The organism is uncultured Roseobacter sp., assembly GCF_947488185.1.
Taxonomy (GTDB): Bacteria; Pseudomonadota; Alphaproteobacteria; order Rhodobacterales; family Rhodobacteraceae; genus Roseobacter.
Genome location: NZ_CANKYM010000002.1, coordinates 41,577 through 55,893 on the forward strand (window position 1 = coordinate 41,577; position 14,317 = coordinate 55,893).

16 protein-coding genes are annotated in these 14,317 nt (G+C 61.1%); 7 read left to right on the top strand and 9 right to left on the bottom strand.

Going from position 1 to position 14,317, the window contains the following annotated elements; all coding sequences use genetic code 11:
• Window position 1: 1 nt before the first annotated feature.
• The 3 genes from Q1A52_RS06090 to hrpB all read right to left on the bottom strand — a co-directional run bounded on the left by Q1A52_RS06090 (window position 2) and on the right by hrpB (window position 3,625).
• The gene (locus Q1A52_RS06090) at window positions 2–460 is read right to left on the bottom strand and encodes an NUDIX hydrolase (RefSeq protein WP_300012364.1); all 459 of its coding nucleotides are present in this window, start codon (window positions 458–460) and stop codon (window positions 2–4) included.
• A 173-nt stretch (window positions 461–633) separates the two neighbouring features.
• Entirely contained in the window at window positions 634–1,182 is a 549-nt protein-coding gene (locus tag Q1A52_RS06095; RefSeq protein ID WP_300012367.1) for a sugar O-acetyltransferase, read from the bottom strand.
• Between the two features lie 4 nt (window positions 1,183–1,186).
• Window positions 1,187–3,625, bottom strand: a complete 2,439-nt coding sequence (gene hrpB, locus Q1A52_RS06100; protein ID WP_300014885.1) for an ATP-dependent helicase HrpB — start codon at window positions 3,623–3,625, stop codon at window positions 1,187–1,189.
• 94 nt (window positions 3,626–3,719) lie between these two features.
• On the opposite strand from hrpB, the gene meaB reads away from it, so the two are divergent.
• Together meaB and rpmB are read left to right on the top strand one after the other, a co-directional pair.
• Window positions 3,720–4,709 carry a methylmalonyl Co-A mutase-associated GTPase MeaB gene (gene meaB / locus Q1A52_RS06105; protein ID WP_300012370.1) on the top strand — a complete coding sequence of 330 codons (990 nt, stop codon included), beginning with the start codon at window positions 3,720–3,722 and terminating at the stop codon, window positions 4,707–4,709.
• A gap of 137 nt (window positions 4,710–4,846) precedes the next feature.
• Window positions 4,847–5,146, top strand: coding sequence for a 50S ribosomal protein L28 (gene rpmB, locus Q1A52_RS06110; protein ID WP_195821689.1), 300 nt, complete (start codon window positions 4,847–4,849; stop codon window positions 5,144–5,146).
• A gap of 58 nt (window positions 5,147–5,204) precedes the next feature.
• Here rpmB and Q1A52_RS06115 read toward each other — a convergent pair whose 3' ends face one another.
• Complete coding sequence (locus Q1A52_RS06115; RefSeq protein WP_300012372.1) at window positions 5,205–5,897, bottom strand: NAD-dependent deacylase; 693 nt, start codon at window positions 5,895–5,897, stop codon at window positions 5,205–5,207.
• A 69-nt stretch (window positions 5,898–5,966) separates the two neighbouring features.
• A complete protein-coding gene (locus Q1A52_RS06120; RefSeq protein ID WP_300012375.1) occupies window positions 5,967–6,923 on the bottom strand; it encodes a LysR family transcriptional regulator in 957 nt (318 codons plus the stop codon).
• A gap of 185 nt (window positions 6,924–7,108) precedes the next feature.
• Between Q1A52_RS06120 and Q1A52_RS06125 the strand changes: the two genes are divergently transcribed.
• From Q1A52_RS06125 to Q1A52_RS06145, 5 genes are all read left to right on the top strand, one after another.
• Complete coding sequence (locus Q1A52_RS06125) at window positions 7,109–7,984, top strand: carbon-nitrogen hydrolase family protein (RefSeq protein WP_300012378.1); 876 nt, start codon at window positions 7,109–7,111, stop codon at window positions 7,982–7,984.
• Between the two features lie 79 nt (window positions 7,985–8,063).
• Complete coding sequence (gene infA / locus Q1A52_RS06130) at window positions 8,064–8,282, top strand: translation initiation factor IF-1 (protein WP_005978431.1); 219 nt, start codon at window positions 8,064–8,066, stop codon at window positions 8,280–8,282.
• 4 nt (window positions 8,283–8,286) lie between these two features.
• Complete coding sequence (locus Q1A52_RS06135) at window positions 8,287–8,862, top strand: nucleoside triphosphate pyrophosphatase (RefSeq protein WP_300012381.1); 576 nt, start codon at window positions 8,287–8,289, stop codon at window positions 8,860–8,862.
• Window positions 8,859–9,881: a ribonuclease E/G gene (locus tag Q1A52_RS06140; protein ID WP_300012384.1), complete on the top strand. Its 1,023-nt coding sequence runs from the start codon at window positions 8,859–8,861 to the stop codon at window positions 9,879–9,881. The genes Q1A52_RS06135 and Q1A52_RS06140 overlap by 4 nt, the downstream gene beginning before the upstream one ends.
• A complete protein-coding gene (locus Q1A52_RS06145) occupies window positions 9,878–10,078 on the top strand; it encodes a DNA gyrase inhibitor YacG (RefSeq protein WP_300012387.1) in 201 nt (66 codons plus the stop codon). The genes Q1A52_RS06140 and Q1A52_RS06145 overlap by 4 nt, the downstream gene beginning before the upstream one ends.
• A 37-nt stretch (window positions 10,079–10,115) precedes the next feature.
• On the opposite strand, the gene Q1A52_RS06150 is transcribed toward Q1A52_RS06145, so the two are convergent.
• Genes Q1A52_RS06150 through Q1A52_RS06165 form a run of 4 tightly spaced genes read right to left on the bottom strand, consistent with a single transcriptional unit; the run spans window position 10,116 to window position 14,068 of the window.
• Window positions 10,116–10,847: a proteasome-type protease gene (locus Q1A52_RS06150; protein WP_300012390.1), complete on the bottom strand. Its 732-nt coding sequence runs from the start codon at window positions 10,845–10,847 to the stop codon at window positions 10,116–10,118.
• 40 nt (window positions 10,848–10,887) lie between these two features.
• Window positions 10,888–11,685 (bottom strand): transglutaminase family protein, encoded by a 798-nt coding sequence (locus Q1A52_RS06155; protein WP_300012393.1) that lies wholly within the window; start codon window positions 11,683–11,685, stop codon window positions 10,888–10,890.
• A gap of 12 nt (window positions 11,686–11,697) precedes the next feature.
• Complete coding sequence (locus Q1A52_RS06160; RefSeq protein ID WP_300012396.1) at window positions 11,698–12,639, bottom strand: alpha-E domain-containing protein; 942 nt, start codon at window positions 12,637–12,639, stop codon at window positions 11,698–11,700.
• A gap of 1 nt (window position 12,640) precedes the next feature.
• Entirely contained in the window at window positions 12,641–14,068 is a 1,428-nt protein-coding gene (locus Q1A52_RS06165) for a circularly permuted type 2 ATP-grasp protein (RefSeq protein WP_300012399.1), read from the bottom strand.
• Window positions 14,069–14,317 lie beyond the last annotated feature (249 nt).

Sequence of the window (14,317 nt, forward strand, 5' to 3'; positions counted from 1 at the left end):
CTCAGAGATCGCGCAAAATCGCTTTCAATTCTGGTTCCTGCACGCGGGAGGCGGCTTCCTCCTGACTGAACCACTGGCGCTCGCGCTGGTGGTCTTCGGGATAGCTTTCCGCCATGCTTTCCACTTCGGCAAGGTACACCTGCGCCTGCACGGGGGTGACATCGCCGCCCGCGCGCTTCTTGTCATAGTCGTAGGTGCCAACCGGGTCGGTCTGAATGTCCGCCGATTTGACCCCCGCCTCTTCCCAGGCTTCCTGGAGCGCCGCCTCGGGATCTTCCAGACCTTTAATGGGCCAACCCTTGGGCACAATCCAACGTCCGGTGCCTCGACTGGTGACCAGCAGCACCTTTTTTCCGGCGCGCGTGCGGCGGTAGCACACAGCGGCAACCTGTCTTTCCCGAGCGGGTTTGAGGATCAGACGCAAGGCGTCTTCGAAATGAGATTTAACAAATGCAAACATCGTACGTGTTTTTGACTACCTGCCAGATTTTTGTTCACTATAGCGATTTTCTCTGAGATTTCAAATCACTGGATATGTGGATAAGTTTCTCAGACCGTTCCGGATCGAGAATAGTCAAAAAGTTCAAATTTTCTGTAAACAAAATTGCACAATGAAATTTAAGGAAGGGAGCGTCAGATCGGACGCGCGGGATTGCCCACAACACGCCCGTTTTCGGCGACATCCCGGGTCACAATCGACCCCGCCCCAACGATTGCACCAGCTCCGATGGTAACCCCCGGCATCAGGATCGCGCCACCACCGATCCAGACATCCGCACCCAGCGTCACGGGCAGGGCGCGTTCGATCCCGGCGCGTCTCTTGGCAATATCGCGATGATGGTCCGCACAGTAGATATGCACGTTCGGGCCCAGCATGCTGCGTGTCCCGATCGTTACGGGGGCACTGTCCAGTATCGTGACACCTGCGTTCAGAAAGACTTCGTCGTCCAGCGTGGTGTTGCAGCCATAGGCGGTGTGAAACGGGGCCTCGATCAGGCAATCCCGGCCCACGGATTTCAGAAGCGCCAATAGTTCAGGGGCCATGCCTCCCCGCTTCTCGGGCGGGCATGTGTTATGCGCATAAACCGCGCGCCGGGCGTTCATCCGCAATACATCCAGTTCCGGGGTCAGGGCATTGTACCAATCGCCGCTGATCATCTGTTCGTAAGAGGTCTGCGTCATGGGGTCACTTTCTCGGTTTGGCGCGCAGGGTTGGATCGGCCTGCGTCGGGTCCTCCGGCCAGGGATGGCGCGGGTACCGCCCGCGCATGTCCTTGCGCACATCCGCGTAGGAAGACGCCCAGAAACCTGGCAGATCTTCGGTCACCTGTATCGGGCGCTGCGCCGGAGACAGCAACGTAAACTGCACGGGCGTACCGGCTACTTGCGGGTGTCGCGTGACACCAAAAACCTCCTGCAAGCGCAAAGAGATGCGTGGCCGCGCGTCATCATATTCGATGGCGATCTTGCGGCCGAGCGGCGTGGTAAAATGGGACGGCACAGCGGCGTCCATGCGTTGCGTCTGATCCCAATCCAGCCGGGCCCGCAACGCGGGACAAAGGTCGAATGATTTCCAATCGGCGGCGGTGCGCGCGCCGTTCAGATGGGGCAGCAACCAGCTGTCCAACGTCTGAATGAGATGCTGCTCCGAGAAGTCCGGAAAGGTGTCATCTGCAGCTTGCATCAGACGCGCGCGGGCGATGAAACGCTGTGCCTTGTTGTCCGGGGTCAAACCGATCTGCCGCACACCCTCCAGCATCGCGCGCGCCACATCCTCGGCAGGCGCATCTTTCCAGGCACGGTCTTCCAATATCAGCGCCCCGAACTTTTCCTGCCGTCGTGCCAGCACGCGTCCGTCGCGTCGGGACCAAACGCAAGCGTCGTGCCAGCCGATTTGATTGGGGAAGGTGTCGCGTAACTCGGCCTGCGACAGGGGAATTGCCTGCCGGATGCGCGCCTCGCGCGGGTCGCCATCCAGATCCGTGGCGACCAGCAGTGATACACCGGCCATTGGATCACTCTCGGGCAGCATCGCCCCTTTGCCGCCGGACAGCAGGAACCGAGGTTTCTCACCAGGCCGCCGCATGCCAACCCGGTCCGGATAGGCAAGGGCGGCCAGCACCCCCGGTGCGTTTGGCCCGGTCGCAGGGGCCTTGGATCTGAGCCTTCTTGCCTCGTCACGAATGCGAGAGAGAGTAGGGCGATGCGGTTCCCAGCTGTATTTCGCCCCGAAGGCACCGGGGTTTTTGACCGCGTCAATGCGCAGTGAAAGATCAACCGGTGCGCCACGCAAAATATCGCGTTCAGACAAGATTGCAGCCAGAAGCGGTGCATCACTCCCACCCAACGTGACCATATGGGCAAGTCGTGGATGCAGCGGTAGGGCCGCCAACGCCTTGCCATGCGCTGTGATCTGAGCCTTTTCGTCCAGAGCGCCGAGCATTTTCAGCACCGTCTGCGCCTCTTCAAACCGCCCGGCGTGGGGCGGGGTGACGAACTGCATCTGTTCCGGCGTGCCGCCCCAGAGGGCCAGCTCAAGCGCAAGTCCGGTCAAATCACCCACGTTGATTTCAGCCGGAGGATGGGAGAGCAAGGCGCCTTCTTCGCCCTTCGTCCAGAGCTTGTAGCACACGCCGGGCGCGACACGTCCAGCGCGCCCCATCCGCTGTGTCGCCTCCGCCCGCGTCACCCGCGTCGTGATCAGCCGGGACATGCCGGAGCCCGGGTCGAATTCGGCCCGCCGCGCGTATCCCGCATCGACCACGATGCGGATGCCCTCGATGGTCAGGGAGGTCTCCGCAATGGAGGTGGCCAGAACCACTTTACGTCCCGACTGCGCTGGCGCGATGGCCTTGCGCTGCTCCTTGAAGGGCATGGCCCCGTAGAGCGGATGCAATGTCGTGTCCGACGGCAAAGCCCCCTGCAACGCGGCCTGCGTGCGGCGTATCTCTGCTTCGCCGGGCAGGAACACCAGCGCGCTGCCGTCGTCTGTGTCCAAAGCCTGCAGCGTCAAATCGGCAACTGCCCGTTCCAGTCGTTGCGTTTTGGCCACGGGTTTCGTCAGCCAATGCGGGGTCACCTCGAAGGCCCGACCCTCCGATGTGAGGATCGGTGCATCCATCAAGCGGGCGATGGGTTCTGCATCCAGCGTCGCGGACATGGCCACAAGCAGCAGATCGTCGCGCAACGCGCCCGCCACATCCAGACAAAGCGCAAGACCCAGATCCGCGTCGAGCGAGCGTTCGTGAAATTCGTCAAAGATGACCGCGCCAACACCCGGCAGATCGGGCTGTGACTGGATCATGCGGGTCAGGATGCCTTCGGTCACCACCTCGATCCGGGTCGCGCGCGACGTCTTGGCCTCGCCGCGGATGCGATATCCGACAGTGCCACCGACGGCCTCGCCCAGCGTGTCGGCCATCCGTTCGGCTGCGGCACGCGCCGCCAGCCTGCGCGGCTCCAGCATGATGATCTTGCCTGGGGCAATGTCAGCCTCCAGCATGGCCAGCGGCATCCGCGTGGTCTTACCCGCACCGGGCGGGGCTTGCAGCACCAGCCGACCACATGCGCGCAGCTGCGCAATGGCATCCGGCAGAATGTTGTCGATGGGCAGGGAAAACCGCATGCCTCTGCTTAGCGAAAAGCCCCGGCGCAGCCAAGCTCTGGACATTTAGCAACGGCTGCCGGAAAACCATTTCAGGAAAGAGGGGCAAGGGCCTATGGATATCGCCGATCTGGCAGAGCGTGTCGCACAAGGCGAGCGCCGGGCACTGGCCCGCGCCATCACGTTGGTGGAAAGCGCGCGCGCCGATCACCGGCAGCAGGCCGCGGCCTTGATGGATGCACTGCCCAAGGATCGGCAGGCGCTGCGTATCGGTCTCTCGGGCACGCCGGGCGTGGGTAAATCCACCTTCATCGAGAGCTTTGGCATGATGTTGGTGGATCAGGGGTTGAAAGTCGCCGTATTGGCGGTCGATCCGTCCTCGACGCGGTCCGGTGGGTCCATTCTTGGGGACAAGACCCGGATGGACAGGCTGTCGCGGGTGCCCAATGCCTTTATCCGCCCGTCTCCCAGCCAGACCCATCTGGGCGGGGTCGCGCGCCGGTCCCGCGAGGCTGTCGCCCTATGCGAAGCGGCGGGGTTCGACGTTGTGCTGATCGAGACCGTGGGCGTCGGTCAGTCTGAAACGGTTGTGGCGCAGATGGCGGATATTTTCCTGCTGCTGCTGGCTCCCGCAGGGGGCGATGAACTGCAGGGCGTCAAGCGCGGGATCATGGAGATTGCCGATATCATCCTGATCAACAAGGCGGACGGTGATCTGAAACCTGCCGCGACCCGGACCTGTGCCGACTATGCAGGGGCCTTGCGTTTGTTACGTAAGCGTTCGCAGGACCCCGCCGGTTTTCCAAAGGCGATGATGGTCTCGGCGCTGCAGGAACAGGGTCTCAAGGATGTCTGGACCGATCTGACCGGCTTGCGCGACTGGCGCCAGAGCAATGGGTTCTGGGAGGCGACGCGGGCGGATCAGGCGCGGTATTGGTTTGAACAGGACGTCAGGAATGCGCTTTTGTCTCAGCTGGAGACGGCGCCTGCCAAGGCACGCCTGGCCATGCTGAGCCAAGATGTGGAGACTGGCGCAAAAACCCCCGCAGCAGCCGCAGAAGAATTTCTGGCGGATCTACGCAAAGCCGATGCATCAAATCGGTGAATTCCGCGCCCCTTCGGGTTGACCGGAGGGATGATTCCCACTAAAGCCAGCAAACGAATTTCCGGGGCGTGGCCTGTGGCTGCCCCCTTTTGTCGTTTACCGGACCGCCGGGACGGCTCAGATAAAAGGATAAACCCATGTCGCGCGTTTGCGAATTGACCGGAAAAGGCCCGATGACTGGCAACAATGTCAGCCACGCCAACAACAAAACCCGCCGGCGTTTTCTGCCGAACCTGAATGATGTGTCCCTGCAATCCGAAGCACTGGGCCGCGCGTTCAAGTTCCGCATTTCCGCCGCAGCCCTGCGCACGGTTGATCACCGCGGTGGTCTGGACAAGTTCCTGGCGAAAGCCAAGGACAGCGAGCTGTCGCCAAACGCACTGAAAGTGAAGAAGGCAATCGCCAAGTCGTCCGATACGGCAGAAGCACTGAGCTGATCACAGCCGGTTTTGAATGTAGGGAAACCCTGCCCAGATCGGGCGGGGTTTTGTCATTTCAGCCCTTCAACAGTTCCGAGACCCAGAGCGGCAGGGTCTGGCTGGCCGGTCCGATGCGGATATCGTCGAATTGGCTACCGACCAGCGAGGGTTCGAGGTTGAATTCAACGGTATGTGCGCCTGACCTGCGGGCCTCGGCAACAAAACCTGCGGCCGGATAGACGTTGCCCGAGGTGCCGATGCTGGCAAAGACATCTGCGCCTGCCAGATGATCGAAAATCTCATCCATGTCGTAGGGCATTTCGCCAAACCAGACGATATCGGGGCGGGCTGTCGGCGCCTGACACGAGGGGCAGGTGTCGCCGGGCGCCATGGCCAGCGGCGCGGGCCAGCGATGATCGCAGGCGGCGCAGAGCGCGCTTTTGAGCGCGCCGTGCATGTGCATCACTTTCTTGCTGCCTGCTTTCTCGTGCAGGTCATCCACATTCTGCGTGATCACCACAACCTCACCGCTGAAGGCCTCCTCCAACTCGGCCAGCGCGATATGACCTGCGTTGGGTGCGGCCTCCGCCGCCTGCGCGCGCCGCGCATTATAAAAATCAACCACAAGCTTTGGATCACGGGCGAAGCCTTCTGGCGTGGCCACATCTTCGATCCGGTGCTGTGCCCAAAGTCCGCCTTCGGCCCGAAATGTACCCAGACCGCTTTCAGCGGAAATGCCTGCACCAGTAAGGATCACGATTTTCTGCATGGGGCCTGCCTTCTGATATCTTGACCCATAGATGCCGCGCCCGTGCACCGGTGTCAAAGTGCGCGGGCGTCAGCCTTCCAGAACCTGCAAGTGACCGGACAGGAAAGACAGCTCGGCAAGGGCGGGATCAATCATGTGGGTCTTGATCAACCGCCGCATCGTCTGCGCCACGTTCAATGGCACATCGTCGGCCCAGTCTTCGCTTGCAAAGAGCGATATCTGCCGGGAAAACGGCGGCCCGGGCAGGGGGTAGGCGACCAGATCGCTGTGAAACCGATGTGCACGCATGTACCCCAGGGGCGTTGTGATCGTCCAGCCGATGCCGCGCGCGACCATGGCCATCAGCGCCAGATGGCTGCCGATCTCGAACCGTTCGGGGTGATCGCCCATATGTCCTGCAAGATGCGCTTCGATCTGGTGGCGGATCAGCTGATCCGCGTCGTAGCGCAGGAAGGGCAAGCCATCCGGCGCAGGCAGTGCGTTTTCAGCCACCTTGGTTCCCTTGGGCGCCACCAGCATGAAGGGATCCCGCGCAAGCGGATGTTCAATGACCCCCTCCAATGGTCGACCCGTACTGGCGGAAATTGCCAAGTGCAGGCGCTTTTCCACCATCGCAAGTGCCAGATCATTGCTGGAGGCGGTAATCATCTTGAACTGGCATCCGGTGAGACTGTCGGCGAGGATTGTTGCCAGCCGCGGCGTCAGGCTGTCGTCGAAATCATCGATAATGCCGATGCTGAGGGCGCGGAGATGAGCGAGGTCCATCACGGTCAACTCACTTTGCGCCAACCGCAGTTCGGCCAGCGCCGCCTCGGCCCGGTGCAGGAAAAGCGAGCCGGCGGGGGTCAGGCGCATCGGTCTGCGCCCGTGATCGATGAGGTCCGTGCTGAGTGCCGCCTCAAGGTTGCGCAGTTGTTGGCTGACGGCAGGTTGACTGAGACCCGTGCGCGCGGCGGCCTGCGCGACCGAACCGGTGCTGGCCAGGGCCTCGAAAACCTCCAGCCCGCGCAATGTGATCCCCTTCATCATGTCGAACAACCTTCGCGCAGTTTCCGGTTTCTTGAGGGCATTCCTGCCATGCGTCAAGAAATATTGAGAACTCACATGCTCTATATGTCGAAATTCCAAAGATATCGGCGCAGGCGTGGGCACTTGCAGCGGGGCGGGATTTGCCGGAGGGTAGGGCGCCAACACCACAGGGACTTTCAAACGTGATCATCGCCACAGCCGCTTACCCGCTCGATTTCCTGACGTCCTGGGCGCAATATGAGGACAAGATTTCCGCTTGGGTGTCCGAGGCGGCGCAGGCGGGCGCGAAACTGGCGGTTTTTCCTGAGTATGGTGCGATGGAACTGGCCACGCTTGGCGGGGAGGCCGCCGCCGGTGATCTGGAACGATCGCTTTACGCTGTCTCTGACAGATTGCCCGAGGCGGACGCATTGCACGGCAAACTGGCGGCTGCGCATGACATCCACATTCTGGCGGCATCGGGACCGGCGGCCACCGCAACACGCCCGGTCAACCGCGCGCGTCTCTTTGCACCCGGCGGTCAGATCGGGATGCAGGACAAGCAGATCATGACACGGTTCGAGCGCGATATCTGGGGCGTGATCGGCGGCGGACCGCTGCAAATCTTTGATACGGCCATCGGCAAAATCGGCATACTGATCTGTTACGACAGTGAATTTCCTCTGTTAGGCCGGGCATTGGCGGACTGTGACATCATCCTTGTGCCGTCCTGCACCGAGGCATTGTCCGGGTACTGGCGTGTGCGCATCGGGGCGATGGCCCGCGCACTGGAGAGCCAATGCGTCAGCGTCATGGCCTCGCTGGTGGGAGAGGCACCGTGGTCGGACGCCGTGGATATCTCGACCGGGACAGGGGGCATCTTTGGCCCGCCGGATACTGGCTTTCCTGCCAATGGGGTCCTGGCCGAGGGCGAAATGGGCGTTCCGGGCTGGACCTACGCAGAGGTGGATTTGCGGGCCATTGCGCATGTGCGCGTGGATGGCGTGGTGCTGGGGCGGGCCCATTGGGCCGAGCAGATTGACCGGGACGCTGCGGCGCCAATTGTAAGCTTGCGCTGAATCCCCCTTGAAAACAGCTTCGAATGCGCGCATTTAAGCGGCGTCCACAAATGGGTGGGCGTGCAATGAAGGAGAAACCATGGCCAAGGAAGATACGCTCGAATTTCCCGGTGTCGTGAAGGAACTCCTGCCAAATGCGACATTTCGGGTCGAGCTTGAAAACGGCCATGAGATCATCGCACATACGGCAGGCAAGATGCGCAAGAACCGCATCCGCGTTCTGGCTGGCGACAAGGTGCAGGTCGAGATGACCCCCTACGATCTGACAAAGGGTCGGATCAACTACCGCTTTAAGTAACCCCTTGTTTATTCTGGGGTCTGGAAGTCCGCGCCGCAAGGAATTGCTGGCGCAAATCGGCGTTGTGCCGGACCATGTTCGCGCGCCGGATATTGACGAGGACCCGTTGAAGGGTGAGTTGCCGCGCCCCTATTGCCGCCGCATCACCCGCGCAAAGGTGGCGGCGGTGACGGCTGACGATGGTGATATTGTACTCTGCGCAGATACCACGGTGGCCCTGGGACGTCGCATTCTGGGCAAACCGGCCGATGCAGCAGAGGCCGCCGCTTTCCTGCGCCTGTTGTCGGGCCGCAGGCATCGGGTGATCACGGCAGTGGCGGTGCGGAGGGGTGAGAAGATCTGGGAAAAGGATGTGGTCAGCACGGTGCGTATGAAATCTCTCTCCGATGAAGAGCTGGACGCTTACCTCGTAACGCAGGATTGGCGCGGCAAGGCAGGGGGGTATGGCATTCAGGGGCCCGCCGGGGCGTTGATCCCGTGGATCAGTGGCTCTTTCACCGGCATCGTTGGATTGCCCTTGGCGGAAACGGCGAACCTGCTCAGGGCCGCCGGACATCCTGTTCTGCAGGCCCCCTCATGAAGGGCCGGAGTATCATTCTCGATCAAATGGGCGACCGCGAGGCCGCCGCCCTGATGGTTGATGGTCAGCTTGAAGATATCCTGATCGATACCGATGCGCCGCGTCCCGGGACCGTGTACCGCGCGATTGCCGACCGGCCCGTAAAAGGGCAGGGGGGCATGTTCCTGAAAACACCCGACGGGTCTGCCTTTCTGCGGCAGATCAAAGGGTTGGCGCCCGGGCAGCCCATTCTGGTGCAGGTCACGGGCTATGCCGAACCGGGCAAGGCCTTGCCGGTCACCCAGAAACTGCTCTTCAAAAGCCGTTACGCGATTGTCACACCCGGCGCGCCGGGGATCAACATCAGCCGCCAGATCAAGGATGAGGCGGAACGCGACCGGCTTCTGGAAATTGCTCATGACACCCTGTCGGATCAACCCACGGGCTTGATCCTGCGGTCCTCCTGTGACGGCGCGCCGGTCGACGCGATTGCGGAAGACATCGCGCAAATGGCGGAGCTTGCGGCACGTATCCTGGCGGATGAAAGCCAGGAGATGGAGGTGCTCGCCGAAGGCGATGGTCCGCATCTCTTGGCCTGGCGCGACTGGGTGGCGCCGGCCGAAGTGGTAACCGATGAAGGTGGGTTCGAGACCCACGGCGTGCTGAATGCTCTGGAAACGGTGCGCGGCCCGGAGGTCTCTCTGGGCTCTGGCGCGCGCCTCTACGTTGAGCCGACCCGCGCCCTGGTTGCCGTCGATGTCAACACGGGCGCGGATGCGTCGCTGGCCGCCGGGATCAAGGCCAATATGGCCTGTGCCAAGGCTCTGCCACGCGCGCTGCGCCTGCGCGGTCTGGGGGGTCAGATCGTGCTCGACCTTGCTCCCATGCCCAAAAAAGACCGCCGCAGCTTCGAGACGGCGCTGCGTCAAGGCTTTCGAAGGGACGATATCGAAACGGCCCTTGTTGGCTGGACACCGCTGGGCCATTTTGAGCTCCAGCGCAAACGCGCGCGCCTGCCATTGAGCGAGGTCCTGGCATGATCTGCCCGATTTGTGGCAATGCAACGGTGCCGGATGTGCGCCCGTTCTGCTCCAAGCGCTGCGCGGATCGCGATCTGGCGCGCTGGTTCAATGGTAGCTACGCGGTGCCGTCGACGGACCCGGAAGACATCGAAGAGCTCGATGAGGCGCTGGAAGAAGCCGCGCGCGACCAGCGCGGCCCTGAAATGCCACACTGACGTCAGGCAGGTAAGGTGGGCTTCAGGCCACCTTTGTTCAAAGGTCGAAGGTGGGCAACTGATCGAAGGCCGTGCGCAGGGCATCGCCCCACCCGGTTGAAATGCTCTGATAGACGGCGTCATCCTGCTCGATCCGGCGGTCCAGAAGCGGCGCGTAGGCGTCATTCTCATAGACCATCAAATCGAAAGGAGGCGCGACAGAGAGGTTGGAACGCACCGTGGAATCAAAGGAGACCAGCAAAAGCTTCACGGCATCTTCAAAGCGCATATGCGGCTCGTAAGCCCGCACCAGAATGGGACGCCCGTACTTCGTCTCGCCAATCTGGAAAAACGGCGTCTCCGACGTCACCTCGATGAAGTTCCCTTCCGGGTAGATCATGAACATGGTGGGCGCGCCGCCCTTGATCTGCCCGCCTACGATCACGGTGGCCTGAAACGCGGCATCTCCCGTCTGACCCACGGGCGCACTCTGGGCGATGACTTCTTTCAGCGTCGATCCGACCATGCGCGCGACCTGAAACATCGACGGCGCGTGCAGGATCGACGGATCGCGGTCTCCCACAGCCTTGACCCGCTCTTCGATCAGGCTGACCAGCGCCTGCGTGGTGGCCAGATTGCCGGCTGTCATCAGCGTGATCAACCGCTCGCCCGGCACGCCCCACTGAAACATCTTGCGCGTTTTTGAAAAGTTGTCGACGCCCGCGTTCGTGCGGGTGTCGGACATGAACACAAGGCCGCGATCCAGGCGCAGGCCCACACAATAGGTCATGAAGATTTCCAGTCGTCAGGCAGTCTTTCAGGGCAGAGGCTTACTGCTGTATCTGCAGCGACACAATCATGGATTCATTGGAGGCCCCCAAACGCAGGCCTGAAATCGGGGCGGCGTGGCTATAATCCAGCCCTGTGGCCAGCCGGACATACCGCGCATCCGGGCTGATCCCGTTGGAGATGTCAAAACCGACCCAGCCCAGCTCGTCCACATGCGCCTCCGCCCAGGCGTGGCTGGCGTCCTGATCCACCCGATCGTCCATCATCAGATAACCCGAAACATAGCGCGCGGGCACCCCGGCGGCGCGCGCGGCGGCGACGAAAATCTGGGCGTGGTCCTGGCACACACCGCTGCCCCCCATCACCGCTTCTTCGGCAGAGGTGGCCGCATAGGTCTCGCCAATCCGGTAGGGCACAGCCATCAGGATCGATGAGGAGAGGGCGTGCAGAGCCGAAAGCGGGTCAGGCGCTGCCGCCAGATGGCCCGCCAGGGCCTTGATACCAGGGCCAGCTTCGGTCAGCGGCGTAGACTGCTTGAAATACCACAGGGGCGCAGGTCCGTAGACCTTGCCCAAGACGCCTGCGGTGTCCGTGGTTTCCACCTCACCTTCGGCCGTGATCGCAACCTCTTGCGCGCCTTGGTCGACACTGACCAAATGCACCTGTGCACCATTGTGATCCCGATATTCCGTCTCGATCTTGCCGCCTTCGACGCTTAAATCCCAGGTGTGCACCTCCTGTTGAGCCGTGCGCGGCGGTGTCAGCCGTACCTGCTGCAGTGCATAATCCACCGGACTGTCATAGCTGTAGCGCGTCGTGTGGTTGATTTTCAGTCGCACCTGATGCCTGTCCTATCCAATGAAGCGGAAGTCTCTTTCAATCTGTGCCCCCAGCGCGTTGTTGTCGCGGATGAACTCCGTGATCATCTCATGCAGCCCGTGGTCAAAGACCGTATTGATATCCAGCGTCTTCAACTGTCGCCCCAGTTTGTCCGCCAGATCGTGGCAGGGGTGACGTGTCTCATATTCCTGCTCCAGATAGCGCAGATTTTCCGTTGTCTGTTTTACGCAGAAGGCCAGCGAGCGGGGCAGGCGTTTGTCGAAAATCAGGAAGTCCGCGATGGCCGTCGCCGTCATGTCCTGCTCGTCCAGCCAGCGAAAACAGCGATGTGCCGAGACCGACCGCAGGATCATTTCCCATTGCACATTATCCAGCGACGACCCGACAGCCGAGGCCGAGGGCAGCAGCGTATAATATTTCACATCGATGATCCGCGCCGTGTTGTCCGCCCGTTCCACGAAGGTGCCGATGCGCGCAAAGTCATAGATGTCATTGCGCAGCATCGTGCCGTGAAGGGCCCCGCGCACCAATGCGCTCTGCTTACGGATCAGCGCGAGTGTCGCGGGCAGATCGACTGTTGTCACCGGTTTGGCGAGCAAATCGCGCAGGGTCATCCAGTTATCGTTCACCGCCTCCCACACTTCGGTCGTCAGTGCGGTGCGCACCAGTCGTGCGTTATCGCGCGCGGACTTGGTGCCGGCAATCACGCTGGAGGGGTTGTCGGTGTCCCGCAGCAGCCAGTCCATGACCAGCGTGTCACTGTAACTGTCGTATTTATTGTCATACCCAAGACCGGTGCCAGAGGTGGTGACCACAGATTTCCATTCCGATTCAGCATCCGACGACCGGGTGAGCGCCATGCGGAACCCGGCTTCGAGGAGACGGGCGGTATTTTCACTCCGCTCCAGGAACCGGAACATCCAATAGAGGCCACCTGCTGTTTTCCCAAGCATATCAGTCCTCCAGCACCCAGGTGTCTTTTGTGCCGCCACCCTGGCTGGAGTTCACGACCAGCGACCCTTCGGTCAGTGCCACCCGGGTCAACCCGCCTGGCGTGATATTGACGCCCTGAGGGGAGACCAGCACGAAAGGGCGTAAATCCACATGGCGTGGGGCAAGCCCCTGATCGACAAAAATGGGAACGGTTGAGAGCGACAAGGTCGGCTGCGCAATGTAGTTGCCCGGTCTCGCCTCGAGCTTTTTCCGGAAGTCGGCAATTTCGTTTTTACTCGCCGCGGGGCCCACCAGCATCCCGTAACCGCCAGAGCCATGTACCTCCTTGACCACCAGGTCAGAGAGGTGATCCAGCACGTATTGCAGCGCTTCGGGCTCCGCGCAGCGATGCGTTTCCACGTTCTTCAGGATTGCCTTTTCACCGGTGTAAAACTCGACGATTTCCGGCATATACGAATAGATGGCCTTGTCATCCGCGATCCCGGCACCCGGTGCATTGGCAATCGTGATGCCGCCCGCTCGGTAGACATCCATGATGCCAGGAACGCCCAGCATGCTGTCGGGATTGAAACTCAGCGGGTCCAGAAAATCGTCGTCGATGCGCCGGTAAAGCACGTCGATCACGCGGTAGCCTTTGGTGGTGCGCATGGCGATCCGCCCGTCGACCACCCGCAGATCATGCCCTTCGACCAGCTCCGCGCCCATCTGATCGGCGAGAAAGGAGTGTTCGAAATAGGCAGAGTTGTGGATGCCGGGAGTCAGAACCGCCACGGTCGGTTTGCCGGAACAGGCTTGCGGCGCGCATGCCGACAGGGACCGGCGCAGGTTCTTGGGATAATCGCTCACGGGCTGGACGCGGATTTGTGAAAACAGCTCCGGGAACATCTGCAGCATCGTTTCCCTATTTTCCAACATGTAGGAGACACCGGAGGGCGTGCGCGCATTGTCCTCAAGCACGAAAAAATCGCCTTCGCCGGTGCGCACAATATCGGTGCCGACGATATGGGTGTAGACTTTGCCGGGCGGGGTAAAGCCCATCATCTGCGGCACGAACGCTTCATTGTGCGCGATGAGCGCCTTCGGTATGCGCCCCGCCCGCAGGATTTCCTGCCGATTATAGATGTCCCAGATGAAAGCGTTGATCGCCCGTACCCGTTGGTCAATGCCCTTCGACAGTTTCGTCCATTCCCGATGCGACAGGATGCGGGGTACCAGATCGAAGGGGATCAGACGTTCCTGTGCTTCTGATTGTCCATAGACGTTGAAAGTGATCCCGGTCCTGCGAAAGAAGGCTTCAGCTTCTTCCGCTTTGGATTCGAGCCGTGCCGGATCCTGGCATTTAAACCAGGCGTCGTAGGCCGCGTAGGGAGGGGTTACAGATCCGTCGGGGCGGATCATCTCGTCGAAGCTCTTTGCATTCGTTGTCATCCCTTCATGATACTGGTCTAACGCAGAGGCACAACCAATTCGCGGCAAGAGCTTAATAACCTTGGAGAAATGCAGATGCGTGCCTGTTTTTTGAGCGATTTCCCTCTGCGAGTGAACCGCCGTCCATCTGTTTACCTGAATGTGATAGGGGGTCGTTCTGGTGAGCGTCGCTGGCAAATGTAACCTCCGGATAGCTCCACACACAGAAGCCGCCTGCACTGGCGATGCTATTGAGCGGAGCATTTGGCA

What these genes read in the sequence shown, in the direction of transcription:
- Q1A52_RS06090 (WP_300012364.1), bottom strand. Translation starts at nt 460, where the DNA reads ATGTTTGCATTTGTTAAATCTCATTTCGAAGACGCCTTGCGTCTGATC.
- Q1A52_RS06095 (WP_300012367.1), bottom strand. Translation starts at nt 1,182, where the DNA reads ATGACGCAGACCTCTTACGAACAGATGATCAGCGGCGATTGGTACAAT.
- hrpB (WP_300014885.1), bottom strand. Translation starts at nt 3,625, where the DNA reads ATGCGGTTTTCCCTGCCCATCGACAACATTCTGCCGGATGCCATTGCG.
- meaB (WP_300012370.1), top strand. Translation starts at nt 3,720, where the DNA reads ATGGATATCGCCGATCTGGCAGAGCGTGTCGCACAAGGCGAGCGCCGG.
- rpmB (WP_195821689.1), top strand. Translation starts at nt 4,847, where the DNA reads ATGTCGCGCGTTTGCGAATTGACCGGAAAAGGCCCGATGACTGGCAAC.
- Q1A52_RS06115 (WP_300012372.1), bottom strand. Translation starts at nt 5,897, where the DNA reads ATGCAGAAAATCGTGATCCTTACTGGTGCAGGCATTTCCGCTGAAAGC.
- Q1A52_RS06120 (WP_300012375.1), bottom strand. Translation starts at nt 6,923, where the DNA reads ATGAAGGGGATCACATTGCGCGGGCTGGAGGTTTTCGAGGCCCTGGCC.
- infA (WP_005978431.1), top strand. Translation starts at nt 8,064, where the DNA reads ATGGCCAAGGAAGATACGCTCGAATTTCCCGGTGTCGTGAAGGAACTC.
- Q1A52_RS06140 (WP_300012384.1), top strand. Translation starts at nt 8,859, where the DNA reads ATGAAGGGCCGGAGTATCATTCTCGATCAAATGGGCGACCGCGAGGCC.
- Q1A52_RS06145 (WP_300012387.1), top strand. Translation starts at nt 9,878, where the DNA reads ATGATCTGCCCGATTTGTGGCAATGCAACGGTGCCGGATGTGCGCCCG.
- Q1A52_RS06150 (WP_300012390.1), bottom strand. Translation starts at nt 10,847, where the DNA reads ATGACCTATTGTGTGGGCCTGCGCCTGGATCGCGGCCTTGTGTTCATG.
- Q1A52_RS06160 (WP_300012396.1), bottom strand. Translation starts at nt 12,639, where the DNA reads ATGCTTGGGAAAACAGCAGGTGGCCTCTATTGGATGTTCCGGTTCCTG.
- Q1A52_RS06165 (WP_300012399.1), bottom strand. Translation starts at nt 14,068, where the DNA reads ATGACAACGAATGCAAAGAGCTTCGACGAGATGATCCGCCCCGACGGA.